This window comes from Amycolatopsis cihanbeyliensis, from assembly GCF_006715045.1.
In the GTDB taxonomy this organism is placed as follows: domain Bacteria; phylum Actinomycetota; class Actinomycetes; order Mycobacteriales; family Pseudonocardiaceae; genus Amycolatopsis; species Amycolatopsis cihanbeyliensis.
Window position 1 is genome coordinate 4,021,519 of the sequence record NZ_VFML01000001.1, and the last position, 21,672, is coordinate 4,043,190.

The window sequence follows — 21,672 nt, forward strand, 5'->3', positions numbered from 1 at the left end:
TGGACGATGCGGTCATCGTGTCGCCCCGAGCCGGACGCCGTCGAGGCAGATCGACACGATCGGATCGGCGAGCTCGATGAGCGGCAGCCGCGGATCGACCAACCACTGCAACAGGCAGCCCTCGACGGCGGCCACGACGACCGTGGCGTGCCGGGTGCCGACCTCCGGCCGGACCGCGCCCTCGGTGGCCGCCTCCCGTAGCAGCTCGGCGACGGCAGCGCGGTAGTCCGCGTACACGGCGCCCATGTCCAGCGGAAGTCCCTCGCCGCCCCGGCTCGCCGACCACAGGTCGAGCAGGATCCTGGAAAGCTCGGGCCGCTGCGCCATCGACCGCAGCACGGCGTGCACCAGTGCCGCCAGCCGGTCCAGCGCGGGACGCGAATCGGCCCTGGCCTCCCGCAGGATGTCCGCGGACGTGCTCGCCAGCTCCTCGAACGCGGCCGTCAGCAAGGCCTCACGACTGGCGAAGTACAGGTACACGCTGCCCTTGCCGATACCCGCCGCGGCCGCGACATCCTCGATGCGGCTGGCCGCGAAACCCTTGCGGGCGAACACCCGCACCGCGGCGCCCAGGATCTCCTCCCTGCGGGCCGCACGGTCCACTCGTTTCGGAGCCATCATGCCTCCATATGGCTGACTGGTCAGTCATAATTAATCATGGGCGGTAACCGACGACGAAAAGGGGGTGCCGGCCGTGGCCGGCACCCCCAGGGCGGTGTAGTTCAGCCCGCTGCGCGGAGCAGGATGTCCACGGCGTCGTCATTGCGCGCGGTCTCCCGCGGGATGACCGAGGCGGGCGGGTAGAACCCGCCGATCCCGCCGCTGCGCGGGTACATCTCGAAGGTGTAGCTCAATATCCCGTGCTCGGCCCACATCCAGTCGTTCACCGAACCGTCCGTGATGTACAGGTCGCTGGACTGCTGCGGGGTGTAGCCGTTGGTCCGCGCCATCTGCCGCCCGATGTCCTGGAACCGCCTGGCCTGCTCGGCGTTCATCCCGGGTGCGGTGTCGGCGTAGGTGTAGCCGTACGGCCAGAGCACCAGCTCGGAAAAGGTGTGGAAGTCGATGTGCGCGGCGATCTGCTGGCTACCGCCGACCACCCGGGAACCGACGAAGTCGGCGACGGCCCTGGTCTCCGGTGCGGAGAAGGGCGAAGGTCCGCGGTAGGTCTGGCTGGAGGGGTAGCCGCTGGAGCCGCCGCAGCAGCCCCACCGGTAGCCCCAGTTGCGGTTCGGGTCGGTGCCCCGGCCCTGCCGGTTCTTCCGCCAGCCCTTGTACTGGCCGCCCGCGATGTCGTACTCCGAGCCATCCGGGTTCACCTGCGGAATGATCCAGATCTCCCGGCTGTCCACCAACTGCCGCACCGCGGGATCGCCGGCGTACTCGCTGGTGAAGCGGTCGACGATATGCAGGCACATCTCGGTGGTCAGGTGTTCCCTTGCGTGCTGGTTGCAGGTGAACAGCACCTCGGGCTCGTCCTCGTCCTGCGCCACGTTGTCGCTGATCTTCAGCATGTGCAGCTCGCGGCCCTCGTAGGAGCGGCCGACGCTGCTCATCCGCGCCAGGTCGGGGTAGTCCCGCGCGGCGGCGCGCAGGGCGGCGGTCATCTCCGCGTAGTTGTGGTACGCCTCGTCGCCGGGCGGGAAGTCGTTCACCCCGGCCGCGCGGGCTTCGCCGCTTCGCCGTGCCAGCATCGCGTCGAAGTCACCGACCTGCTCCAGGGCGAACCCGCTCGCGCGCAGGCCGCGGGCCTGGTCGGGCGAGGCGACGACGGTCATCCCGCCGTCCCGGACCCCGAGTACGTCCACGCCACTGCCGGCGACCGCCGTGCGTTCCGGCGCGGCCGTGGCCCCGCGTACCTCGTAGACACCTCGTTGCGGTGCGTCCTGACTCTCGGGCTGGGCACCGGCGGGCGATGCGGTCGTGGCGACCATGATCAGTCCGATGGTCGCCGCAACGCCGCCCAGGACGCGACGTTTGGTGAACATTACGCCTCCGAACGATTACCGAATGTGTGCTGACAGCGTGCGCGGACGAACGGGGACCCACAACCACCGGAAGTCGGGAGAAGTTGACATGTACCAAGGAGACGGAAAGCAGCCGGCTGGTGTTCGACCGGCTGGCCCGCTCCGATCAGCTGCGTTCGGTCGGATGGGTGTCCGCCGGCACTGTGGCTGGGATTCCGGTGAGAAGCTCCTGTCGCTGGTAGCCTGCCGCGGGTGGGGAAATCAAGATCGAATATCGCCTGGGGGATCGTTGGCATGGCGTTGCTGACACCGTCCTGTGCCGCGGGGGACACGGACGGCGAGGCGCGGCCGGCGGAGTCGTCGCAGCAGGAGGGTTCCGGCGCGCAGGACTGCACGGAACTGGTGCGTGCGGAGGAAATCATCGCCGCGGTGGGCAAGCAGGTGCGGCCGGACGACTTCACGAACGAGCCACCGAACCGGTGCGGCTACGAGATTTCCGGCGGCGGACTCGTCAGTGTGGGATTCCTGCCGGGGTTGCCGGCGGGCCAGGGATCGGAAACCACCTTCGAGGGGCACGACGCGCTGCTGAACGATTCCTCCGCGGAGACGCCGGCGAACTGCGCGCTCTTCATCCGCCTCGGCGAGGGGGAACGGGCCCTCTCCGTGAATGTGCGGCAGCCCGGCCGTTCCGACCTGTGCGGAGTGACCAGGGAACTCGCCAGCACGGCGGTGGCAAGGTCGTAGCGACCTCTATGGCCACAGGCGTTCGGTGTGCCAGCCGGTGCCCTGCCGGGTGTAGCGCAGCCGGATGTGCTGCCGGTCGTGCCGCCCCTGCCAGAACTCCACCGTGTCCGCGGTGATCAGGTAACGCGTCCAGCCCGCGGGTACCGCATCGGGCTCGGCCGCCACCCGATGCTCCGCCGCCCGTACCGCGCGCGCCAGTTCGGCCGCGTCGGTCAGGACTTCGGACTGGTTCCCGGTCAGGGACTCCACCCTGGACGCGGGGGACCGCTCGCGGAAATCCGCCGCGGAGATCTCGTCCGTGGCGGGAGTGGCGGTGCCCCTGATCCGTACCTGCCGTGCCCGCTGCGGCCAGAAGGAGGTCAGTGCCACGCGCGGATTCGCGGCGAGCTGCCTGCCTTTCGGGCTCAGCGCGCTGGTGGCCACCTGCCACCCGGCCGCGTCGACCTCCTTGAGGATCACCACTCGTGCGTCCGGCACGCCGTCGAAGTCTACTGTGGACAGAATCGTCGCGTGGGGTGCCAGCGCGTGCTCACCCGCGTCCGCCAACCAGGCCAGGAACAGGGCATCCGGCCGCTCCGGCGCGCCGGCGGGGTCGAAGTCCGGTAGCTCGTCCGGAAAGGACGGCCAGCCGCGCAAGGGAGACACCCGATCATGATGGCATGTGCCGGCAACACCGGACCGCACTGCACCGGCCGGTCGGCAGGCTCGGTCGGCTCTCACCGCTCGTGTCCGCCAGTATGTATTGTTACCGCTGGTCAAGGCCTTGGGTAGTTGGCGATGGCGGGTACGCCCGGGCCGGTGCGGCCCGGGTGCCGCACTCTGGTTCACTGACGGACCTATGCGACGAGTGATGCTCACCGGCCTGATCACTGTCGGCCTGCTGACCGGATGTACCCAGCAACAGCAGGACAACGCGGCGCCCCCGGAAGGGACGGCGCCCAGCGTCCAGCCGAGCTCCTCCGCCGCGCCCGAACTACCCCCCGCGCCGGAACCGGGAGCGGAAGCCGACTGCCCCTACCTCGACCGTTCCTTCATCGCCAACGCCAACGGGCAGCGGGTTTCCCAGGTGCGGATCTCGGCGGAGGAACCGAGTCCCTCCTGCTTCTTCTACGCGCTCAGCGGCAAGCCGCAGCTCACCGTTCGGGTCTACACCGGGGAATCCGCGGTGGCCGAAGGGCTGGTCGACCAGGCTGCGCCCGTCGAGAGCAGCAACCCGGCCCAGCAACCCGCCGGTTGGGAGGGCGGCTACCTCTCGAACGAGGACGGCGCGGTCTACGCCGTGGCCAAGGAGGGCAACGCCGTCATCGTGACCACCAACCAGCAACAGAGCGTGAAGGCGCGGACGGTCGCCGAGGAAGCGATATCCGCGCTGGGTATCTAGTCGGCGGCAGACGATGGCGCTGCGTGCGGGTGAAGTTGATCTTGTACTACCCTGAGTTGCACGCGCGGGCGTCGTCGATATCAGGCGACTTCGGCGGCCTGCCCCCTGGCTCGTCGAAAGCAGTTGAACGACCCCCTGCGACCCACTCGCACGTCGATCTCGATTGAAGAAGGATAGGAATCCGTGGCTGAAACCCTGAAGGAAATCCTGCTCGACTCCAGCAGGCGTCCGGACGTCGTGACCGACCTGGTGACGCTGGTCGACGAAGAGGTGGCGGAGAAGGGCGGCGTCTCCGGCACCGTCGTGAAGACCGGTTACGCGGCCGTCAAGAAGATCAAGCCGGGCATCATCGGTTCCGCCGTGGACAGCCTGCTGGACGACTTCGCGGCCGCGCTGGAGCCGTTCTACGCCGACTACCGCGGCAGCGGTGGCGCCGACTTCGGTGCCTACCTCTCCGGCCGCTCGGACGAGGCCGCCGACGCGCTGCTCGCCGTTACCGACTCCCGCGCGGAGACGAGCAGCCGGGACAGCATCAAGAAGGTCTACAGCAAGCTTCGCCCGCAGGGTAAGAACCACGTGGAGGAAGCACTGCCCCGCCTGGGCAAGCTGGTCGACAAGCACGCCGCTGCCGCCTGAGGCAGGTAACGCGGAAGGGCCGGGGCGGCAGTAGTCGCCCCGGCCCTTCGCTGCCGGGCGGTTCCTAGTTCTTCTTCTCCGCGTTGGAGGGCTGGTCAGCCTGCTGCCCGTTGGGCGTCGTCCCCGCCTTGTGCTCGGTCGAGTCCGGCGTTGCGGACGCGGGCTTGCTTCCCTCGCCGGTGGCCTGACCGGCGGGCTCCGGCGCGGTCGGGGTCGTGCTGCGCGGCGGCACCGGGGCCACCGGCGGCTCCGCCTTCGGCCGGAGTGCGTACGCGACCGCCGCGGCGAGTGCGCCGAGGCCGATCACCCAGGGCCACCGGCGACGCTTCTTCTTGTCACCCTTTGCGGCGACCTTCGCCTCGGCGAGGGCGGCCTTGAACTCCTTCTTGGCGCCCTTGAACTCCTTCTTGCCCTTCCGCTTGGAGTCCCCGGCCGACTTGGCGGCCTGGATCGCGGCCTTCTTCGCCTTGCGCCCCGGCTTCTGCAGCTCGGCCCGGCGCTCGCCGGCCGTCTTCCGTGCCTGCTTGGTGCTGCGGGCGACGTCCTTGCGGGTCTGCTTGGCCTTGCGGGCGAGCTGCTTGCGCGTCCGGCGACCGGCCTTACCGCCCTTCTCGCGCGTGACGTCGGCGCCCTCGGCGATCTTCTCCTCGGCGGCCTGTGCAGCGTGCGCGGTCGCCTCGAGCCCGGCCCTGCCGGCGTCGAGGGCTCGTTTGCGCAGGCGGAGCAGGCCGGTCCGCCCCGGCTCACTCAGGTCGTCCTGGGCCCGAGTCATGGCCTTCACCTCGTCAATCGTTATCTTTACTGCGGTCTTCCCGTAACCTATCCTGCCCCTTTCCGCCGGATTTCGCCGCAGATGGCACGATGAGCACCGTGACTGAAAGCAACGGATCCCACGTTGGGGGCAGCCGCACGGCGACCCTGCACACCAATCACGGCGAGATTCGCCTCAATCTCTTCCCGGATCATGCGCCGAAAACGGTGGCCAACTTCGCCGGCCTCGCCACGGGCGAGAAGGAGTACACCCAGCCGAACGCCAGGGGGGAGAAGTCGGGGCCGTTCTACGACGGCTCGATCTTCCACCGGGTCATCGACGGCTTCATGATCCAGGGTGGCGACCCGACCGGCACGGGTCGCGGCGGACCCGGGTACAAGTTCGATGACGAGTTCCACCCCGAGCTGCAGTTCAACCGGCCGTACCTGCTGGCGATGGCGAACGCGGGCCCGGCGAGCAACGGCTCGCAGTTCTTCATCACGGTCTCGCCGACCACGCACCTCAACTTCAAGCACACGATCTTCGGTGAGGTCGCCGACCAGGAATCCCGCGACGTGGTGGACAGCATCGCCCGCACCGCCACCGGGCCGGGGGACAAGCCGCTGTCCGATGTGGTGATCGAGCGGGTCAGCGTGGGCTGAATCCCGGGACGACGGTTCCCGGGTAGGTTGGAGCCGGATGAACCAGCCTCCTTACCCACCCCAGCACCAGCAGCAGTCGCTGCCCGGATGCTGGTGGCACCCCGACCGGCAGACCGGCCTGCGCTGCACGCGCTGCGAACGGCCGGCCTGCCCGGACTGCCTGCGCGAGGCCTCGGTCGGGTACCAGTGCATCGACTGCGTGCACACCGGTCAGCAGCAACAGCGGGCGCAGCGGTCCGCCTACCGGCGAGCCGGGTTCGGCGCCCGTACGATCGCCGGCGCCCGGCCGAGCAGCCGTGCCGTCGTCGTGCCCGTGCTGATCGCGCTGAACGTGCTGGTGTACCTGGTCACCGCCGTGCAGGCGGCCGACCCGATGGGCAACCATCGCTCGATGCTGCATCAGGACGGGGTGCTGTGGCCGCTGGCCATGATCGGGGAGAGCCAGTGGTGGCGGCTGGTGACCTCGGGCTTTCTGCATTACGGGCTGATCCACCTTGCGATCAACATGATCGCGCTGTGGATCCTCGGCCGGGACCTCGAACTGCTGCTCGGCAAGCTGCGGTTCACCGCCCTCTACCTGGTCTCGCTGCTCGGCGGCTCGGTGGCGGTCTTCCTGTTCGACGACCTGAACAAGGCCACCGCCGGCGCCTCCGGCGCGATCTACGGCCTGCTCGGCGCGATGCTGGTCGCGGTGATCCGGCTACGGATCAACCCGACCACGGTGCTCGCGGTGCTGGCGCTGAACATCATCATCACCTTCCAGATCCCCGGGATCTCACTTTTCGGTCACCTCGGCGGCCTGGTGGTGGGGATCCTCGCGATGATCGCGATGGTGTACTCGCCGGAACGCGACCGCACCCGCTGGCAGGTGGGCACCCTCGCCGTACTCACCGTGGCCATGATCGGCCTGGTGGTCTTCCGGGACGCCCAGCTCGCCGACGCGAGCTGCCAGATCGTGGGTAGCCAGTACGTCTGTTACTCGGGTGCGGTCCAGCCCGCCTGAGTGCGCAGCTCGGTCAGGACATCCCGGGGGTCCGCCCCGAGTTCGAGCGCGCCGAGCACGATCAGGCCGGAGTCCGGGTCGGTCGGGTCGATCTCCAGCGTGGTGACCTCCCGGCCGAGCCTGCGCACGGTGGCCAGCCGGACGCGCGCCTCCGCCCAGTCGAGCCGGTGACTACCGGCCAGCGTGCGAACCCGGATGCCCTGCCGATCCGCGGCGAGCCGGGGGCGGACCACGGTGCCGTGCGCCGCGGCGGCGGCCAGCGCCAGCGTGCCGACGCCGAGCAGCACGGCACCGGGTGGGTCGATCTCGAGTGCCGCGACGACCGTGCCCGCCGCGGCGAAGGCGGCCAGCATCCAGCCGACCGCTACCACAGCGGTGCGCGGGGCCCACTTCGGGTTGGAGTTATCCACAGGCGTTATCCACAATGGGGATGACTCACACAGATGTAATTCGTCGTCAATCCGCCGTTCAGCCCAATCTGGCCGCAGGTCAGCGCCACTTCATGGTCATCAGCAGCCCGGAAATCATCAGCGCGAAGCCGATCGCGAAGTTCCAGTTGCCGAGCTCGAGCATGAACGGGATCTTGTCGCCCGCGATGTAGTTCACCACGAGCCAGAGGAGTCCGAGCAGCATCAGCCCGAACATCACACCCTTGTAGAGGGGGTGGGACGGCCCCGCCGCGCGCACCTTGACCGGGGTGCGGCGGTCGGTAGGCGGCGTGTAAGCCGTCTTCTTACGGACTTTGGACTTGGGCATGGGAGTCCTCGCGTGCAGTAGGGCTCGTGTCTTCGGCGGCGCGTCCACGCGCGGGCGCGCAACCCGCCGCCACCTGAACACGTTAACGTAATCGAGGACGCGCAAGAACCGGGGCGAGTCGTCTTGGCAGGCGACTGTGATACCGGCGCAGCCTTTACCAAGGAGACCGAAAGTAGCTGGACCGACCGGAACCTTCCGACCTGCGCCGATGGGCTACTTTCGGTCGGATTGGTATCTACCGGCACAGTACGGCCGAAGGGAGCCCGCGTGGTAGGGCGCGACGACCCGGGTCGACGGCGGTATGTGCGCCCTGGCCAGGACGGGACTCAGCAGGGCCCCCCGCCTGGACGGGGGGCACCGCAGCCGCGAGCCAACCCTGCCAACCCCGCCGGCCCGGCGGCGCCCCGCGGGACCGAGCCCGGCCGACCCCGGCGGCGTGCGCAGCAACCTCCCCAGCAACCCCAGCAGTCCCAACCGCCCCAGCGACGGCAGGCGCCACGCACTACTCAGCCGGCGCAACGGGCGCGGCCGGCACCGCCGAACCAGCCGCCGCGGCGGCGCCAGGCCCCGCGGGTGGACCCGCAGGCCGACACCGTGGTGCTGCCCCCGGTGCGCCCCGCGGAGGAGTCGCCATCCGCCGCGGCCGGTGAGCAGCCGCCGCCTGCCGAACCGCCGACCAAGCCCCCGGAGAAGTCAGCGGAGAAACCCCCACCGTCCGGTGGCGGCGGCCGGGCTCGCACCATCGTGCGCTCCATTGGTGAACTGCTGATCACCATGGGTGTGGTGGTGCTGCTGTTCGTGGTCTACGAGCTGTACGTGACCAACCTGATGTCCGCCGAGCTGCAACGCGAGGCCAGCGCCTCGCTGGAGCAGGAGTGGGAGAACGAGCGGCAGCTACGTGCCGATCTGGCCGACGGTCAGGCGTTCGCCCGGCTGTACATCCCCGCCTTCGGCGCGGACTACGACTTCACCATCCAGCAAGGCGTCGACTCGGACACGCTGGAGATCGGGCCCGGCCACTACCGGGAGACCGCGATGCCGGGTGAGCCGGGCAACGTCGGCGTCGCCGGGCACCGGGTCGGTAAGGGCGCCCCCTTCAACGACCTGGACCTGCTGGGTTCCTGCGACGCCATCGTGGTCGAGACCCTGGACAGCTTCTTCGTCTACCGGGTGCTGCCGATGGAGGACGAGCTGGCCGACTGGCCCACCGGAAAGGGCAGCGACCCGAAGTGCGCCGGGGTGCCCACCCTGCGCAACCCGGAGGGGCCGACCGGCTCGGCCTACGACGAGACCGTCGGGCGCCGGATCGTGCTGCCCGGCAGGGGTGACGCGGTGGCGCCGGTGCCGTACAAGCCCGCCGGTACGCTCCCGGATGCCTCCCAGGCCGCGCTGCTCACGTTGACCACCTGCCACCCGCAGTTCTCCGACCGGGAGCGGCTGATCATCCACTCCGTGCTGACCAACCAGTACGCCAAGGAGCCGGGAGCGACCTACCTGGATCTGCTGAAGAAGATCGGGGAGGCCTGATGTACGGCTGGATCTGGCGACGTCTGCCCGGGCCGGTCGCGGTGCGGGCGGTGACCGCGCTGCTGTTGGTGGCCGGGGTGGTGGCGCTGCTGATGTTCGTGGTGTTCCCGTGGGTGGAGCCGATGCTGCCGTTCAACGACGTCGCGGTGCAGTAGCGGCACGTGCGATTCGGGATCTTCCTGGTCACCGGCAGGTTCGCCGGGCAGGACGACGCGGCCGCGTTGCGCCGCTCGGCGGAGGCGGTGGTCGCGGCCGAGCGCGCAGGGTTCGACGACGTGTGGCTGGCCGAGCACCACTTCATGCCCTACGGGGTCTGCCCTTCCGCGACCACCTTCGCCGGGCACGCACTCGGCCGGACCAGCCGGATCGAGGTCGGTACCGCGGTCAGCGTGCTGTCCACCGTGCACCCGATCGCGTTGGCGGAGCAGTGTGCCCTGCTCACCACGGTGTCCGGCGGCCGGTTCCGGCTCGGCGTCGGTCGCGGCGGGCCGTGGCTGGAGCTGGAGGTGTTCGGCACCGGGACCGCGCGCTACGACCACGGCTTCGCCGAGGGGCTCGACCTGCTGCTCACCGCGATGACCGAGGACCGGGCGGGGGCGGCCGGTGAGCACTTCTCGTTCCGCGAGGTGCCGATGGTGCCGCGGGTGCCGGGAATCAGGCCGCCGGTGGTGGCCTGCGGCTCACCGGACTCGCAGGCGGTGCGGCTGGCGGCGCGGCGGGGCCTGCCGATGCTGCTCGGCCTGCACGCCGACGACGAGGAGAAGGCGCGAACGGTGGCGGCGTACCGAGCGCTGGCGGGAACCGGGGGCGCCGAGCCGGCGGGAGGGCACGTCTCCACCGTGCTCTGCCAGGTCGCCGACGACCCCGAGCAGGCGTTGCGGCAGGTCCGCGCGGCGCTGCCCGGCTGGCTGGGCCCGGGGCTGGACGCGCATGTGCCGGTGGACGGTAGGCAACGCGGCAAGCGGGACCCGGTGGCGTACACCGAGCGGCTGTGCGCGATCCACCCGGTCGGCAGCCCCGCCGACTGCGTGGCCCGGCTGCGCGAAGGGATCCGGCGCACCGGCATCTCGCACGTCATCATGCTGGTGGAGGCGACCGGTGCGCCGGAGAGCACGCTGGCCAACATCGAACGGATCGGTGCCGAGGTGCTGCCCGCGTTGCGCGGTTAGCAGTCCCGCAACTCGGGACTCTGGTTGAGCAGCTGCCCGCGTGGTGAGACGAACTCCCGGTACCGCTCGCTACCGGTCTCGGTTGGCCGGAACGCCGCGACCCGGTGGCAGTTCTGGAATGCCAGCTTCACCCCGAAGTGCCGTTCCAGGCCACCGCGGATCGCGTCCGAGGCCAGCGCGCGCAGCAACTGGCCGCGTTCCGCCTCGCTCGGTGGCGGCGTCTCGTGGTCGGCGAAACCGTCCTCGGCGACCTCCAGGTCCGCGATCACCGTGCTGAGCACCTGCCAGGCGTAGGGCAGCGACTCACGGACGCAGGCGACGAACTCGGCGTCATCCACCTCGCCGCGCCCGGCCTTCTCGAGCAGGGATGGCGAAACATCGAGAGACATCGAACCTCCAGGTCCTCGTTGGGTGTCCCGCCTTACCTGGCTACTCGCCCGCCTCTCGCACGACAATAGAAAACGATCACGATTACCGATATGGACGCAGGCCCGGTCGCGGTGGGTAACTCACGCCCCGTGCGAGATCCGCACCATTTCCGCGCGCTCGACCACCTTGACCCGCTCCCGGTCCTGGGCGGTGCCGAGGGACCGCTCGTGCGCGTCCAGCCTGCCCCAGCCTTCCCAGGTCGTGTAGGGCACGCCGCGCTCGGCGAGGAAGTCGAGGATGGCGTCCGGGCCCGGCCGCTCCGGGGCGGGCAGTAGCGGGGCGTCGGCCAGCAGGCTGGCGACGGTTTCGGCGGCGTCCCCCTTGGTGTGCCCGATCAGCCCGACCGGGCCGCGCTTGATCCATCCGGTGGTGTACACCCCGGTGAGCTGGTCCTCGTCCAGGTCCAGCACCCGGCCCGCCTGGTGCGGCACGGTGCCGGAGGTGTGGTCGAACGGGATCTCGGCGAGGTGCTCGGACAGGTAGCCGACCGCTCGGTACACCGCCTGCACGTCCCAGTCGTGGAACTCGCCGGTGCCGCGCACGCCGCCGTCTCCGGTCAGCTCGGTGCGCTCGGTACGAAGCCCGGTGACCCGCTCGCCGCCGAGCACCTCGGCCGGTGAGTGGAAGAAGTGCAGGTGCAAGCGTTTGGGTCGAGAACCGGGCTCGCGGATGGCCCACTCCTGGAGGGTCTTCACCACCATGTCGACCTGCTTGGACGAGCGGATGGCCGCCATCGAGCCCTCGTCGAACTCGATGTCCTCCGGGTAGACGATCACCTCGACGTTCGGCGAGTGGTCCAGCTCGCGCAGCTCCATCGGGGTGAACTTGGCCTGCGCCGGCCCGCGCCTGCCGAACACGTGCACATCGGTGACCGGGCTGGCCGCGAGGCCGCGGTAGACGTTCGGCGGGATCTCGGTGCTGAGCAGCTCGTCGGCCGTCTTGGCCAGGATGCGGGCCACGTCCAGCGCCACGTTGCCTGCGCCGAGCACCGCGACGCTGCTCGCCTCGAGCGGCCAGTCCCTCGGCACGTCCGGGTGGCCGTCGTACCAGGACACGAAGTCGGCGGCGCCGTAGCTGCCCGGCCGCTCGATGCCGGGGATGTCCAGCGCGCGGTCGGTGGCGGCGCCGGTGGCGAAGACCACGGCGTCGTAGTGCTCGCGCAGGTCGTCCAGCTTGAGGTCGGTGCCGTAGTCCACGTTGCCGAACAGGCGGATGCCCGGCCGGTCCAGCACCCGGTGCAGGGCCTGCACGATGCCCTTGATCCGGGGGTGATCGGGCGCGACCCCGTAGCGGATCAGCCCGAACGGGGCGGGCATCCGTTCGAACAGGTCGATGCTCACCCCGGTATCGGACTTGTCCAGCAGGTCCGCCGTGTAGATGCCGGCGGGCCCGGCACCGACGATGGCCACGCGCAGAGAACGACTCATAACGCCCAGCGTAGAATGAGGTTAGCCTAACCAACACTGTGAGCTGCGATACGGTCCAGCATGTGGGAATGGACTTTGGTGCCATCGGGTTAATACCAAGGTCGCCCATTAATCGGCAGCATTGACGTATATTGATTCGGTCAGTAACGTCCTGAACATGCATAAACAATCAGGGGGATCAGTGTCCATTTCTACACATTACCGTCGTGCCGGTGTCGTTCTGGCCGCGATCGTCGGCATTGTCACCGCGATGTCCGTTACGTCCGCTCATGCGACGGAAACCGGAAATGCCTCTCCCGCATCAGCCGCGGACTGCGAAGGGGGGCGCAACGGTTTTGTAGATATTCGCGACGATCTCAGTGGTGCCAGCAGCCAGCATGTCAAGATCGGCAACCGAGACGTGTATCTGCATCTGATGTTCGGCACGGTTAAAGGTGACTACCGTGGCTGGGCGTACCTCACCTCGGGTAGCTACACCACACTTTCCCAGAACGACAGCGTATGGATGGACTGGTCGACGGATGGCGGGCGGACCTGGCTGCAGTGTGGCCCCTTCTATAATCCCAAGCAGAAATACACGATTACGTCCGCGGCCAAGAACACGAGTTCAAACCCGAACTACGTATTTCGAGCCGGCATGCTGACCTATGACGGAAAGATGTACCTGACGGAGTGGGTCTGAGTAGTCGGGCGATGGTCGACGAGAAGGTTCTCGAAGGGCAGCAGTGGGTCAACAAAACCTATGGCCAGGTAGCAGGTTACGAGCGGTGCCCTGAGGACGGCCGTACTGGATGGTCGACAATGTGGTCGTTGACCATGGGGCTGCAGCATGAGCTAGGTATCAGCCCGGTTGTAGCGAACTTCGGGCCAGGAACACTCTCCAGCCTGCGCGCTCATGGTGACGTTGGGTTCGACGAGGACAACGCGAACATTTGCAACATCGTTCAGTACGCCCTGTTCGCCAAGGGCTACTGGGGCGGCAGCGGCGACGGCACTTTCACCGGGACTACCGCAAGCTCGGTCCGCGAGATGGCGAACGACATGGGAGTGGGCGGCTCCAGTCCCTATAAGGTCGTCTCACCGAAGCTGTTCAAAGCCTTGCTTTCGATGGATGCGTACATCCTCACCGTCGGCGGCACCGAGAAGATCCGGGAGATCCAGCGCTGGCTCAACGGTCGCTATCAGCATAAGTCGACCTTCTTCTTCGGTCCGTGCGATGGTCATTTCTCCAGGAACGTGCAACAGGCGCTGATGAAGGCCATCCAGTACGAGGTCGGTATACCCGAAGACCAGGTCAACGGTTACTTCGGTCCGGGAACCAAAGCAGGGCTCAGACGAAATCCGGTGTCCGAGGGTTCGTCCGGCATCTTTGTGCGGCTGTTCAGCGCGGCGTGTGTGTTCAACGAGCCGGTCGAGGATACCGTCACCTCGTTCAAGGACACCTTCGATGCCCCGCTCCGGGAGTTCGTCCGGGCGTTCCAGTTGTTCTCGGCGCTCGAGGTCACCGGGCGTGGTGACTTTCGGACGTGGGCGCAGCTGTTGGTCTCCACCGGAGACCCGGACCGTCCGGCCAGTGGTTGTGACACCAGCCGGACGATCACCGCTTCCCGCGCCGCGGCGCTGCGCGATGCCGGATACCGGTACGTGGGCCGGTACCTGCAGAACGCACCTGGCAGCAACTCTCGGAACAAGGAGATCCAACCCGGCGAACTTGGCGACCTCTTCGACCATGGTCTGCGTTTGTTCCCTATCTGGCAGTACAATGCCAGGGAATTGAGCGACTTCACCTTCTCCAACGGGTTCCAGGACGGGTTGCGCGCGCATGCACGCGGCCTGCATTACGGGTTCAACCGGGGAACGGTGATCTATTTCGCGGTCGACTACGACGCCACTCAGGCCGAGATCGAGTCGAACATCATTCCGTACTTCAACGGCATCGTGTCCGGGTTGAGCAACCAGGGCAAGCGCTACGTGCATGGTGTGTACGGCTCCCGGAACGTGTGCTCTCAGGTCACCAAGGCAACCTATGCTCGGTGGTCGTTCGTCTCCGGGATGTCCTGGGGTTTCTCCGGGAATCTCGGGTTTCCGTTGCCGGAGAACTGGGCTTTCAACCAGATCAAGGAGTTCTCGTTCTCCGCGGGAGGAGACTCATTCCCGCTGGACAACGACGTGCACAAGCCGGGCGCCGACGCCGGTCAGCGCTCGGTGAACAAGGAAGTCGAGCCCTCCGGCGACTTTGTCGAGTACGTGCAGATGCTGTACGAGTTGGCGCTCGCCTACGGGAAGGGCGACCCGAACCAGCTGGTTATGGAGTACATCCGCGAGGACCGGTACAACGATTTACAGTGGCGCGGGCTGATCGGTGGTATCGACGAGGATTTCTTCGCGTACGCCAATGAGCACGGTGCCTATCTGAAGAGGGAGTTCGAAGACAGTTTCAGTGGTCATGAGCTGAGTGCCGAGCATCTGATGGCGACGTGCAATGGCCACTATGTCGAACCGCCACCGTCGAATTCGAAGTCCGTCAACCGGGGCGACGTCGCGGGCTGGGGCGGCGACCTCATGACCCTGTACGGGGAGTGGCGCCGGGACAGCGACAGTTATCCTTCCGGCTACACCTACTGCATGGACAAGATGGCGAAGATCGGAGTGAAGTCCTCCTTCGGATTCCCCGACCTCATCGAGGACGCCGATGGGTACCTGATTTCTCAAAAGATTCGCGCGGGCACGAACATTGTCGATGCGGTACGTCAGCACTATATTGATAATGGAAACCTGACGAGGTTCCAGGATTACTTCGATCAGCGTTTCTCCGGAACCGTGTCCAACACCATGTTCATGGTACGAAACATGCTGACGATGCAGGACGATCCAATCATCCTTGCCGGGAGGACCTACCTGATCGAGAAGACCGGTGGGGTGCCGACCACGCTTCCCTCGGCGTTGCTACCGGAGACCCTCGACGAGTTCCTGAAGGGGTTCGCGGACACTTTGTTGTTCCGGGTCGGCCAGGAGAGTCAGGCGAGAGCAGCAATCTTGGACAACCGACGCAACCCCGCTCATGATTGACCTCGTCGTCTACGGGTCGTTCGTCGCCCTCGGCGTGCTCACGGGGAAGGCCGTGCACCTATTGGCCACCCGCCGGCCGATGGTGGCAAGGACGCCGGCACTGAAGTGGGGCGAAGGGGCGGTGCTCTGCGCCTGTGCCGGGCTACCCATCTACGTCTTCAGCTTGTTCGTCGGCTTCGGGCAGAGCAGTAGTGAAGCCTGTGCCGCGCAGAGCGGTCGACGCGCGGGCGCGTATGTCGGGTACGAGGAGTCGTTGTTTCCACGCTCCGGCCTGTGCCACTGGGCGGACGGCACGTCGACAGACCTGGTCCCGGTGTGGGTCAATCCGTTGATTTTCAGCTGTATTGCGGGTGCGGTGCTGTGCGCCGCGTTCGCGATACGCGCCGCGGTTCGACAGAAGGAGACCCTCGAGCATGAGTGAGCAGACAGTGCCTGCTGGACGGATGAGTCGCCGGCGCCTGCTGGCCGCCGGTGCCGGGGTGGCCGGAAGCGCGGTGATCTGGGCGGCGGGTGGTCTTGCCGGGACCGCCGTCGCGGCCACGCCCCGCTCGGCCGTAGAACCCCGGCCGACCCGGTGGACCAGGGCGACGTCGGCTAACGGCTGGCCGATTCTCGGTGAGGTACCCCGCTGGCGGATCGAGGGTTCCGATGTTGACGTGCCGGTGCAGGACGCGGCTGCACCGTTGTTACTGTATGTCGGGCGGCGGTTCCACTACGAGATCGACGAACTCCGGGCCGGCGAGGTGCGCGGGCACACGACCAACCGCGTGGTGGTCGCGGAATACGAGAGCAACTACCTCTCGGGCTCCGCTATCGCAATCCGCCCCAAGGCCTACCCGGCGGGGGTGCGCGGCGGGTTGTTCCCGCAGGAGTTGGCGGTCGTCCGGGACATTCTGGCGGACCTCGAGGGCGTGGTCGGCTGGGGCGGGGACGAGGATCTCGCCAAGGAGTCACACTTCCACATCGCGACCGGCCCGGATGATCCGGCCCTGAACCGGGTCACGGACAAGATGCAGTACTGGAACACCACCCCAGGTAAGGGAGCTGGTGCGGCCGAACTGTGAGCTGTGGGAACGGTGACCAGCTACTCTGGGCGTTATGCGTGTGCTGGTGATCGACAACTACGACAGCTTCGTCTACAACCTGGTGCAGTACCTCGCCCAGCTCGGCGCCGACTGCACGGTGTGGCGCAACGACGTGGTGCGACTGGACGAGGTGCCCGGGTTCGACGGGGTGCTGGTCTCGCCAGGGCCGGGGACGCCGGAGCGGGCAGGGCAGAGCATGGACGTGGTGCGCCGCTGCGCGGACAGCCGGACGCCGATGCTCGGGGTCTGCCTCGGGCACCAGGCCATCGGTGCCGTCTACGGGGCGACGGTCGATCGCGCGCACGAACTGCTGCACGGCAAGACCAGCCAGGTACGGCATGCCGGGGGTGGGGTGCTGGCCGGGCTGCCGGACCCGTTCACCGCGACCCGGTACCACTCGCTGACCGTCCTCGCCGACACGATCCCGGCCGAGTTCGAGGTCACCGCGCATACCGAGTCCGGCGTGGTGATGGGCATGCGGCACCGGGAGCTGCCGCTGGAGGGCGTGCAGTTCCATCCCGAGTCCGTGCTCACCCAGGGCGGCCACCGGATGCTGGCCAACTGGATGGCCGGTGCGGGCCGCCCGGTTTCAGGGTCCACTGTGGACAAGTTGGAGACCGCGACCAGGGAGCTGCAGCAAGCCGCCGTCGCGGCTGTCTGAGGTGGACCCGGTGCTGCGGTTGGTGGGGGTCGGCAAACGCTACGGCCGGGCCGATCCGGTGCTGGACGACGTGGACCTGGACGTCGGAGCGGGCCAGGTACTCGGGATCGTCGGCGGCAACGGCTCCGGGAAGTCGACCCTGCTGCGCGTCCTCGCCGGCATCAGCCGCCCCACGCGCGGGCGGCGCACGGGATCCCCGCGGACCGGGTACCTGCCCGATCGCTTCCCTGCCGCCACCGCACGGATGAGCGCGCTGGCCTACCTGCGGCACATGGGCCGGACCAGCGGGCTCTCCGGGGCGCGGGCGACCGCGCGCGGTACGGAGTTGCTGCGCGCGCTCGCGCTGGTCGGTGATCCGAGCGGGCCGATGCGGGAACTGTCCAAGGGCAACGCGCAGAAGGTCGGCCTGGCCCAGGCGCTGCTGCCCGAACCGGAGCTGCTGGTGCTGGACGAGCCACTGTCCGGATTGGACACTTCGGCGTACGGGGTGTTCGGCGATCTGGTGGCCGGATTCGCCGCGCGCGGCGGGAGCGTGGTGTTCAGCGCGCACCGGCCCGAGCAGGCGCAGGCGCACGCCACCGAGACCTTCCGGCTGGCCGGCGGGCGGCTGAGCTCGCTGGGACCGGCCGAGGAGGTGGGTCCGCGGGCGACGATCGTGTTGCGTGGCGCGGTCGCCGGGGTCTGGCGGGCCGAGCCCGGTGTGCTGTCCGCGGTCGAGGACGGCGAGCGGCTCGAGCTGACCGTCCCCGCGGCCCGCTGCGACGCGATGTTGCTGCTCGCCCTGCGCCGGGGTTGCTCGGTACGGGCCGTGCAACGCCAGCCTGCGGAGGTGGCCCCGTGATCGCCCTGCTGCGGTACCAGTTCGCGCTGCTCGGGCATTCCCAGCGCTACCTGCCCGCGGGGTTGCTGTTCCTGGTCGTGCTCGGCGTGCTCTACAAGGACCCGAACGCCCCGGTCCCACCGGAGTTCGCGGTGAGCGCGGGCGGGCTGACCGTCATCGGCTGCTGGCTGACCATCGCGCTGGTGGACGTGGAGGACCCGGTGCAGCGGCTGATCACGTTGAGCCACGCGCGCGGCCGCCCGGCCTTGCTGCTGTCGGTGGTGGCGACGGTGCTGCTGTGCTGCCTCGTGCTGACCGGGCTCGCGTTGACCTGGGCCGGGATCACGCACGGCGGGCTGACCGCCACCGAACTGGGCTTCGGCGTGCTCGCGCACCTGTCCTGTGCCCTGCTGGGGATCGCGGTCGGGTTGCCCTGTTCCCGGTTCCTGGTACCGCGGATCGGCTACACGGTGCTGCTGGCCATGGCCCTGCTGGCGGTGGTGCTGCTGGTCCGGCAGGTCCCGCTGGTCAACCCGATGCTGCGCGCGCTCGTGGCCGACGAGGGCGCGCCGGCCGAACCGGTGCTGCTTGGCCTGGGAGCGACCGTGCTCACCCTGGTGGCAAGCACGGTCGCCGTCGGCCTGCTCAGCCGTCGCCGTAGCTGATCGAGGCTAGCCGAGGTTCTTCTGCCGCACGTCCCACTCGGTGTCGCACAGCCCGCAGTCGGGGCCGACGAACTGGGCCCTGCCGGCCGGGTCGCCCTTGAGCTGCCACTTCAGCCAGTGCCCGCCGACCCGGCCGAACTCGCCGCCGTTGGGTTCGGCGAAGGTACCGAAGTGGCCGACGTCCAGGTTGCCCATGAACGCGGGCAGGCCGCCGGGCAGCCGCCGCCAGTCGTCCATCGCGTTGTCGTAGGCGATATCGCTGGGACCACCGGCGAAATAGGCGATCGGGGCGTGCAGGCGACGCAGCAGGTAGTTCTGGCTGTCCCGGAGCAGTCCGCTGTTCCACAGGACCGTGGTGGTGATCCGCGGGTCGTCGGCCACCTCGTAGGTCTCGATGCCGCCGCAGGACTGGCCCATCACCGCGATCTTCGTGGTGTCGATCCGGCCCCGGTACTCGCCGCGGAACCGGGAGTTCTCCGCGATCGCCCAGTCGATGGCCTCGATCAGCATGTCGGAATCGGTCGAGCCGAACCCGCCCGGCCTGCCGTTCGCGATGACCAGGAAGCCGTGGGATGCCCACTCGGTGAGGACGTTCTCGAACCAGGTGCCATCGGCGCGGCAGGCCCCGTTGCCCCAGGCCACGATGGGCAGCTTGCTGTCCGGGGGCAGCACCTCCGGCCGGTAGATGGTGTGGTCCGGCAGCCGCCAGGTCGTCTCGTATCCCGCCGGATACGGGCCCGAGCCGCCCAGCACCGACGGTGGGGACACGGCACCGGCCGTGCCGGCCAGCGGCACGGCCATCGTCGCGACCAGAGTGACGACACCGAGAAGCGCACTACGCATTCGCATGGTCTCTCCAAAGCGCCTGAAAGTGGATGGACAAGCGCGACGTCGCCGGAAAGATGCTGGCACGCTCTTCCGGCGCTGTGCCAGAAATCCAGGGAGAGACCGGCCGAATTGCCGATGGCCGAGCAGGCGGATCCGCCCGCTCGGCCATCGTGGGTGCGGCTCAGGCGCGCTTGAAGCTGTGCACCACGAACTTGGTGTTCGAGATCTTCTGCCCCGGCTGCAGAATGAAGGAAGGCCCGCTGCAGTAGCTGCCGTTGTACATCCGGATCTTGTAGCCGGTCCGGCTGATCATCGAGTTGTAGCGCTTCTTCGGGTAGCAGTGCGTGTTCTTGTCGAAGTACCCCGCGCTGCTCTTGGTGCCGCTGTAGTTGATGCCCGACCACAGGCACAGGTCACTGGTGCAGCTCGGCGCGGCACTCGCCCCCGTGGACGGAACCACGATCGCGACCGAAGCGATGGCCGCGCCGATCAGCGCACGCCCGGCCAGCCGGAATCCACGTCCCATGATTGATCTCCCCTCAGTTATCGGTCGGCCTCATCCGAGACCGAGGGAGATCATAACGGGCTGTAGGTACGTGCGGTGGGTTATTCACCGAAGTAGGTGAAGTAACGCTCGCCACGCCGAGGCCTGTAACGTCAGGTGACCGCCGGCGCGGTCCTTGGAGTCACGCAGGCCGACGACCGGCGCGGCGAAGGCGACCTCGACGCACTCACCGCCGTTGCTGCTGCTGTAGCTGCTGCTGCGCCAAGTGGCGTTGGTGAAGTCTGGGGGAGTCATGGCAGGCACTCTTACGGTGGCAGGTCATCGATAGGACTCCGCCATCTTATCGAGGAACCGGCGGGAGCTGTCCGGGTCCAGCGCGGCATCCCGCAACCGCCCGAACACGATGCTGTACTGGGTGAACTCGTCCGCCTCCTTGAGGTAGGTGGCGCCGAACAGGTCCTCGAGGTAGACGGTGGAGAAGTTCTGCTCGGCCAGCCGGAACAAGGAGAAGGTGGACGGCATGGCGATGCGATCCGGCACCTCGAAGGGCAGCACCCGGATGGTGATGTTGGGTCGTTTCGAGGCGGCGACCAGGTGTCTTAACTGTGTACGCATGATGGCTCGACTGCCCTGGACACGCCGCAGCGCCGCCTCGCTCAGCACGACTTCCAGCCGAAGTGATGGGCGGCCAGTACGCTTGAGCACCACCTGCCGGTTCATTCGGGTGATCACCTGCTGGTCGATGATTCGTTCGTCGGCTTCCGGTTGGCCAGCCAGGATATTCGAGCGAGCGTAGCCCTCTGTTTGCAGTAGTCCGTGCACGGACTCGATCTGGTAGCTGCGGATCTCGGTGGCGTCCCACTCCAGGGCGAGGAAGCGGCGGAACCAGTCCGGCACGGCATCCCGTTGGGCGGACTTGCGCCTGCGGCGGCGTTTCGGCTGCGCCTCGGCGAGCGCCACCAGGTAGTCTCGCTGCTCCTCGGTCGCGCCGTAGAACTCGGCGAGCAGGCGGATGTCCTCCGGATCGGCGGCCTGGTTGCCGTTCTCCAGCTTGGACAGTTTCGGCTGCTGAGCGCCGATGACCCGGGCCGCCTCGGTGGCCGGGTAGCCCGCTTCCTCGCGCAGCCGGCGCAGCTCGATGCCCAGCTGTGTCTTCAGCAACTCCGGATCGGAAGGTATCTCCATCCGATGGAGTGTAGCACTTGAGAATCGAGAATAATTCTACCTATAGTGGGATGATGGATACCGCGGATACCGGCTTCGTGCCGCTGCTGGAACAGGTCGCCGTGCACAGCCGTCCCCGGCTGTTCGCCATCTACGGCAGCTACAAGCGCGACCCCACCGAACCGCTGCTGGGCTGGGGCATGGAGTTCGCCGCGGGCGGCGCCGTCTTCCACGCGCTGGACGACGGCAGCACGCACCTTTCCGAGACCGCGCAGGACGTGCTGGAGGTGCAGTCGGTCATCGGTGACGTCCGGCTCACCTGGCTGGACGGCTGACCAGTCACGGATCGAACGGCAGCTCGGTTCCCCTGCTTCACTTCCGGCGCGCTCGCCGGCTAGCATCACCGACTCTGATTACTCTACG

General features: G+C 68.0%; 28 protein-coding genes. 16 read left to right on the plus strand and 12 right to left on the minus strand.

The window, feature by feature from the left end; translation table 11 throughout:
• Positions 1-12: 12 nt before the first annotated feature.
• Both FB471_RS18195 and FB471_RS18200 read right to left on the minus strand, forming a co-directional pair.
• Entirely contained in the window at positions 13-618 is a 606-nt protein-coding gene (locus tag FB471_RS18195) for a TetR/AcrR family transcriptional regulator (RefSeq protein WP_141999648.1), read from the minus strand.
• A 104-nt stretch (positions 619-722) separates the two neighbouring features.
• The gene (locus tag FB471_RS18200; protein WP_141999649.1) at positions 723-1,988 is read right to left on the minus strand and encodes a M14 family metallopeptidase; all 1,266 of its coding nucleotides are present in this window, start codon (positions 1,986-1,988) and stop codon (positions 723-725) included.
• 273 nt (positions 1,989-2,261) lie between these two features.
• Here FB471_RS18200 and FB471_RS18205 point away from each other — a divergent pair, with 273 nt between their 5' ends.
• Positions 2,262-2,711 carry a DUF3558 domain-containing protein gene (locus tag FB471_RS18205; RefSeq protein ID WP_141999650.1) on the plus strand — a complete coding sequence of 150 codons (450 nt, stop codon included), beginning with the start codon at positions 2,262-2,264 and terminating at the stop codon, positions 2,709-2,711.
• Positions 2,712-2,717: 6 nt separating this feature from the next.
• Here FB471_RS18205 and FB471_RS18210 read toward each other — a convergent pair whose 3' ends face one another.
• Positions 2,718-3,356, minus strand: a complete 639-nt coding sequence (locus FB471_RS18210; protein WP_141999651.1) for a pyridoxine/pyridoxamine 5'-phosphate oxidase — start codon at positions 3,354-3,356, stop codon at positions 2,718-2,720.
• Between the two features lie 193 nt (positions 3,357-3,549).
• Here FB471_RS18210 and FB471_RS18215 point away from each other — a divergent pair, with 193 nt between their 5' ends.
• Positions 3,550-4,092: a DUF2020 domain-containing protein gene (locus FB471_RS18215; RefSeq protein WP_141999652.1), complete on the plus strand. Its 543-nt coding sequence runs from the start codon at positions 3,550-3,552 to the stop codon at positions 4,090-4,092.
• Positions 4,093-4,275: 183 nt separating this feature from the next.
• The gene (locus tag FB471_RS18220; protein WP_141999653.1) at positions 4,276-4,728 is read left to right on the plus strand and encodes a DUF6918 family protein; all 453 of its coding nucleotides are present in this window, start codon (positions 4,276-4,278) and stop codon (positions 4,726-4,728) included.
• A gap of 64 nt (positions 4,729-4,792) precedes the next feature.
• Here the strand turns inward: FB471_RS18220 and FB471_RS18225 are convergent, their stop codons facing one another.
• On the minus strand, positions 4,793-5,500 hold the full coding sequence (locus FB471_RS18225) for a hypothetical protein (RefSeq protein ID WP_211358059.1): 708 nt from the start codon (positions 5,498-5,500) through the stop codon (positions 4,793-4,795).
• 89 nt (positions 5,501-5,589) lie between these two features.
• On the opposite strand from FB471_RS18225, the gene FB471_RS18230 reads away from it, so the two are divergent.
• Positions 5,590-6,141, plus strand: a complete 552-nt coding sequence (locus FB471_RS18230; protein ID WP_141999654.1) for a peptidylprolyl isomerase — start codon at positions 5,590-5,592, stop codon at positions 6,139-6,141.
• A 37-nt stretch (positions 6,142-6,178) separates the two neighbouring features.
• Positions 6,179-7,144, plus strand: a complete 966-nt coding sequence (locus FB471_RS18235; protein ID WP_141999655.1) for a rhomboid family intramembrane serine protease — start codon at positions 6,179-6,181, stop codon at positions 7,142-7,144.
• Here FB471_RS18235 and FB471_RS18240 read toward each other — a convergent pair.
• Complete coding sequence (locus tag FB471_RS18240) at positions 7,117-7,554, minus strand: PH domain-containing protein (protein ID WP_141999656.1); 438 nt, start codon at positions 7,552-7,554, stop codon at positions 7,117-7,119. The genes FB471_RS18235 and FB471_RS18240 overlap by 28 nt on opposite strands.
• A 79-nt stretch (positions 7,555-7,633) precedes the next feature.
• Positions 7,634-7,900: a cell division protein CrgA gene (gene crgA, locus FB471_RS18245; protein ID WP_141999657.1), complete on the minus strand. Its 267-nt coding sequence runs from the start codon at positions 7,898-7,900 to the stop codon at positions 7,634-7,636.
• Positions 7,901-8,473: 573 nt separating this feature from the next.
• On the opposite strand from crgA, the gene FB471_RS18250 reads away from it, so the two are divergent.
• Genes FB471_RS18250 through FB471_RS18255 form a run of 3 tightly spaced genes read left to right on the plus strand, consistent with a single transcriptional unit; the run spans position 8,474 to position 10,596 of the window.
• A complete protein-coding gene (locus FB471_RS18250; protein WP_141999658.1) occupies positions 8,474-9,427 on the plus strand; it encodes a class E sortase in 954 nt (317 codons plus the stop codon).
• A complete protein-coding gene (locus FB471_RS34165; RefSeq protein ID WP_170220848.1) occupies positions 9,427-9,582 on the plus strand; it encodes a hypothetical protein in 156 nt (51 codons plus the stop codon). Before FB471_RS18250 ends, FB471_RS34165 begins: the two co-directional genes overlap by 1 nt.
• Positions 9,583-9,588: 6 nt before the next feature.
• Positions 9,589-10,596, plus strand: a complete 1,008-nt coding sequence (locus tag FB471_RS18255) for an LLM class flavin-dependent oxidoreductase (protein ID WP_141999659.1) — start codon at positions 9,589-9,591, stop codon at positions 10,594-10,596.
• On the opposite strand, the gene FB471_RS18260 is transcribed toward FB471_RS18255, so the two are convergent.
• Positions 10,593-10,985, minus strand: coding sequence for an SCO5389 family protein (locus FB471_RS18260; RefSeq protein ID WP_141999660.1), 393 nt, complete (start codon positions 10,983-10,985; stop codon positions 10,593-10,595). The genes FB471_RS18255 and FB471_RS18260 overlap by 4 nt on opposite strands.
• A gap of 120 nt (positions 10,986-11,105) precedes the next feature.
• Complete coding sequence (locus FB471_RS18265) at positions 11,106-12,452, minus strand: FAD-dependent oxidoreductase (RefSeq protein ID WP_141999661.1); 1,347 nt, start codon at positions 12,450-12,452, stop codon at positions 11,106-11,108.
• Positions 12,453-12,609: 157 nt separating this feature from the next.
• On the opposite strand from FB471_RS18265, the gene FB471_RS18270 reads away from it, so the two are divergent.
• Genes FB471_RS18270 through FB471_RS18300 form a run of 7 tightly spaced genes read left to right on the plus strand, consistent with a single transcriptional unit; the run spans position 12,610 to position 18,752 of the window.
• Positions 12,610-13,134 (plus strand): hypothetical protein, encoded by a 525-nt coding sequence (locus FB471_RS18270; protein WP_141999662.1) that lies wholly within the window; start codon positions 12,610-12,612, stop codon positions 13,132-13,134.
• 11 nt (positions 13,135-13,145) lie between these two features.
• Complete coding sequence (locus tag FB471_RS18275; RefSeq protein WP_141999663.1) at positions 13,146-15,521, plus strand: glycoside hydrolase domain-containing protein; 2,376 nt, start codon at positions 13,146-13,148, stop codon at positions 15,519-15,521.
• Positions 15,514-15,942 carry a hypothetical protein gene (locus tag FB471_RS18280; RefSeq protein ID WP_141999664.1) on the plus strand — a complete coding sequence of 143 codons (429 nt, stop codon included), beginning with the start codon at positions 15,514-15,516 and terminating at the stop codon, positions 15,940-15,942. The genes FB471_RS18275 and FB471_RS18280 overlap by 8 nt, the downstream gene beginning before the upstream one ends.
• Positions 15,935-16,585 (plus strand): hypothetical protein, encoded by a 651-nt coding sequence (locus FB471_RS18285; protein WP_141999665.1) that lies wholly within the window; start codon positions 15,935-15,937, stop codon positions 16,583-16,585. Before FB471_RS18280 ends, FB471_RS18285 begins: the two co-directional genes overlap by 8 nt.
• Before the next feature lie 34 nt (positions 16,586-16,619).
• Positions 16,620-17,267: an aminodeoxychorismate/anthranilate synthase component II gene (locus tag FB471_RS18290; protein WP_141999666.1), complete on the plus strand. Its 648-nt coding sequence runs from the start codon at positions 16,620-16,622 to the stop codon at positions 17,265-17,267.
• Between the two features lie 10 nt (positions 17,268-17,277).
• Positions 17,278-18,108, plus strand: coding sequence for an ATP-binding cassette domain-containing protein (locus FB471_RS18295; protein ID WP_141999667.1), 831 nt, complete (start codon positions 17,278-17,280; stop codon positions 18,106-18,108).
• Positions 18,105-18,752, plus strand: a complete 648-nt coding sequence (locus FB471_RS18300) for a hypothetical protein (RefSeq protein WP_141999668.1) — start codon at positions 18,105-18,107, stop codon at positions 18,750-18,752. Before FB471_RS18295 ends, FB471_RS18300 begins: the two co-directional genes overlap by 4 nt.
• A gap of 6 nt (positions 18,753-18,758) precedes the next feature.
• Here FB471_RS18300 and FB471_RS18305 read toward each other — a convergent pair whose 3' ends face one another.
• The 4 genes from FB471_RS18305 to FB471_RS18320 form a co-directional block, all read right to left on the minus strand.
• Positions 18,759-19,595: a poly(ethylene terephthalate) hydrolase family protein gene (locus FB471_RS18305; RefSeq protein WP_141999669.1), complete on the minus strand. Its 837-nt coding sequence runs from the start codon at positions 19,593-19,595 to the stop codon at positions 18,759-18,761.
• Between the two features lie 166 nt (positions 19,596-19,761).
• Entirely contained in the window at positions 19,762-20,106 is a 345-nt protein-coding gene (locus FB471_RS18310; protein WP_141999670.1) for a peptidase inhibitor family I36 protein, read from the minus strand.
• A gap of 84 nt (positions 20,107-20,190) precedes the next feature.
• Positions 20,191-20,379 (minus strand): DUF397 domain-containing protein, encoded by a 189-nt coding sequence (locus FB471_RS18315; RefSeq protein WP_141999671.1) that lies wholly within the window; start codon positions 20,377-20,379, stop codon positions 20,191-20,193.
• A 24-nt stretch (positions 20,380-20,403) separates the two neighbouring features.
• A complete protein-coding gene (locus FB471_RS18320; protein WP_141999672.1) occupies positions 20,404-21,270 on the minus strand; it encodes a helix-turn-helix domain-containing protein in 867 nt (288 codons plus the stop codon).
• A 53-nt stretch (positions 21,271-21,323) separates the two neighbouring features.
• Here FB471_RS18320 and FB471_RS18325 point away from each other — a divergent pair, with 53 nt between their 5' ends.
• A complete protein-coding gene (locus FB471_RS18325) occupies positions 21,324-21,584 on the plus strand; it encodes a hypothetical protein (protein WP_141999673.1) in 261 nt (86 codons plus the stop codon).
• The last annotated feature ends 88 nt before the right edge of the window (positions 21,585-21,672 follow it).

Coding starts and splice junctions, on each gene's coding strand:
- FB471_RS18280 (WP_141999664.1), top strand. CDS start 15,514: ATGATTGACCTCGTCGTCTACGGGTCGTTCGTCGCCCTCGGCGTGCTC.
- FB471_RS18305 (WP_141999669.1), bottom strand. CDS start 19,595: ATGCGTAGTGCGCTTCTCGGTGTCGTCACTCTGGTCGCGACGATGGCC.
- FB471_RS18285 (WP_141999665.1), top strand. CDS start 15,935: ATGAGTGAGCAGACAGTGCCTGCTGGACGGATGAGTCGCCGGCGCCTG.
- FB471_RS18265 (WP_141999661.1), bottom strand. CDS start 12,452: ATGAGTCGTTCTCTGCGCGTGGCCATCGTCGGTGCCGGGCCCGCCGGC.
- FB471_RS18235 (WP_141999655.1), top strand. CDS start 6,179: ATGAACCAGCCTCCTTACCCACCCCAGCACCAGCAGCAGTCGCTGCCC.
- FB471_RS34165 (WP_170220848.1), top strand. CDS start 9,427: ATGTACGGCTGGATCTGGCGACGTCTGCCCGGGCCGGTCGCGGTGCGG.
- FB471_RS18315 (WP_141999671.1), bottom strand. CDS start 20,379: ATGACTCCCCCAGACTTCACCAACGCCACTTGGCGCAGCAGCAGCTAC.
- FB471_RS18260 (WP_141999660.1), bottom strand. CDS start 10,985: ATGTCTCTCGATGTTTCGCCATCCCTGCTCGAGAAGGCCGGGCGCGGC.
- FB471_RS18290 (WP_141999666.1), top strand. CDS start 16,620: ATGCGTGTGCTGGTGATCGACAACTACGACAGCTTCGTCTACAACCTG.
- FB471_RS18195 (WP_141999648.1), bottom strand. CDS start 618: ATGGCTCCGAAACGAGTGGACCGTGCGGCCCGCAGGGAGGAGATCCTG.
- FB471_RS18275 (WP_141999663.1), top strand. CDS start 13,146: ATGGTCGACGAGAAGGTTCTCGAAGGGCAGCAGTGGGTCAACAAAACC.
- FB471_RS18225 (WP_211358059.1), bottom strand. CDS start 5,500: ATGACTCGGGCCCAGGACGACCTGAGTGAGCCGGGGCGGACCGGCCTG.
- FB471_RS18310 (WP_141999670.1), bottom strand. CDS start 20,106: ATGGGACGTGGATTCCGGCTGGCCGGGCGTGCGCTGATCGGCGCGGCC.
- FB471_RS18270 (WP_141999662.1), top strand. CDS start 12,610: ATGCATAAACAATCAGGGGGATCAGTGTCCATTTCTACACATTACCGT.
- FB471_RS18215 (WP_141999652.1), top strand. CDS start 3,550: ATGCGACGAGTGATGCTCACCGGCCTGATCACTGTCGGCCTGCTGACC.
- FB471_RS18320 (WP_141999672.1), bottom strand. CDS start 21,270: ATGGAGATACCTTCCGATCCGGAGTTGCTGAAGACACAGCTGGGCATC.
- FB471_RS18325 (WP_141999673.1), top strand. CDS start 21,324: ATGGATACCGCGGATACCGGCTTCGTGCCGCTGCTGGAACAGGTCGCC.
- FB471_RS18205 (WP_141999650.1), top strand. CDS start 2,262: ATGGCGTTGCTGACACCGTCCTGTGCCGCGGGGGACACGGACGGCGAG.
- FB471_RS18230 (WP_141999654.1), top strand. CDS start 5,590: ATGAGCACCGTGACTGAAAGCAACGGATCCCACGTTGGGGGCAGCCGC.
- FB471_RS18200 (WP_141999649.1), bottom strand. CDS start 1,988: ATGTTCACCAAACGTCGCGTCCTGGGCGGCGTTGCGGCGACCATCGGA.
- crgA (WP_141999657.1), bottom strand. CDS start 7,900: ATGCCCAAGTCCAAAGTCCGTAAGAAGACGGCTTACACGCCGCCTACC.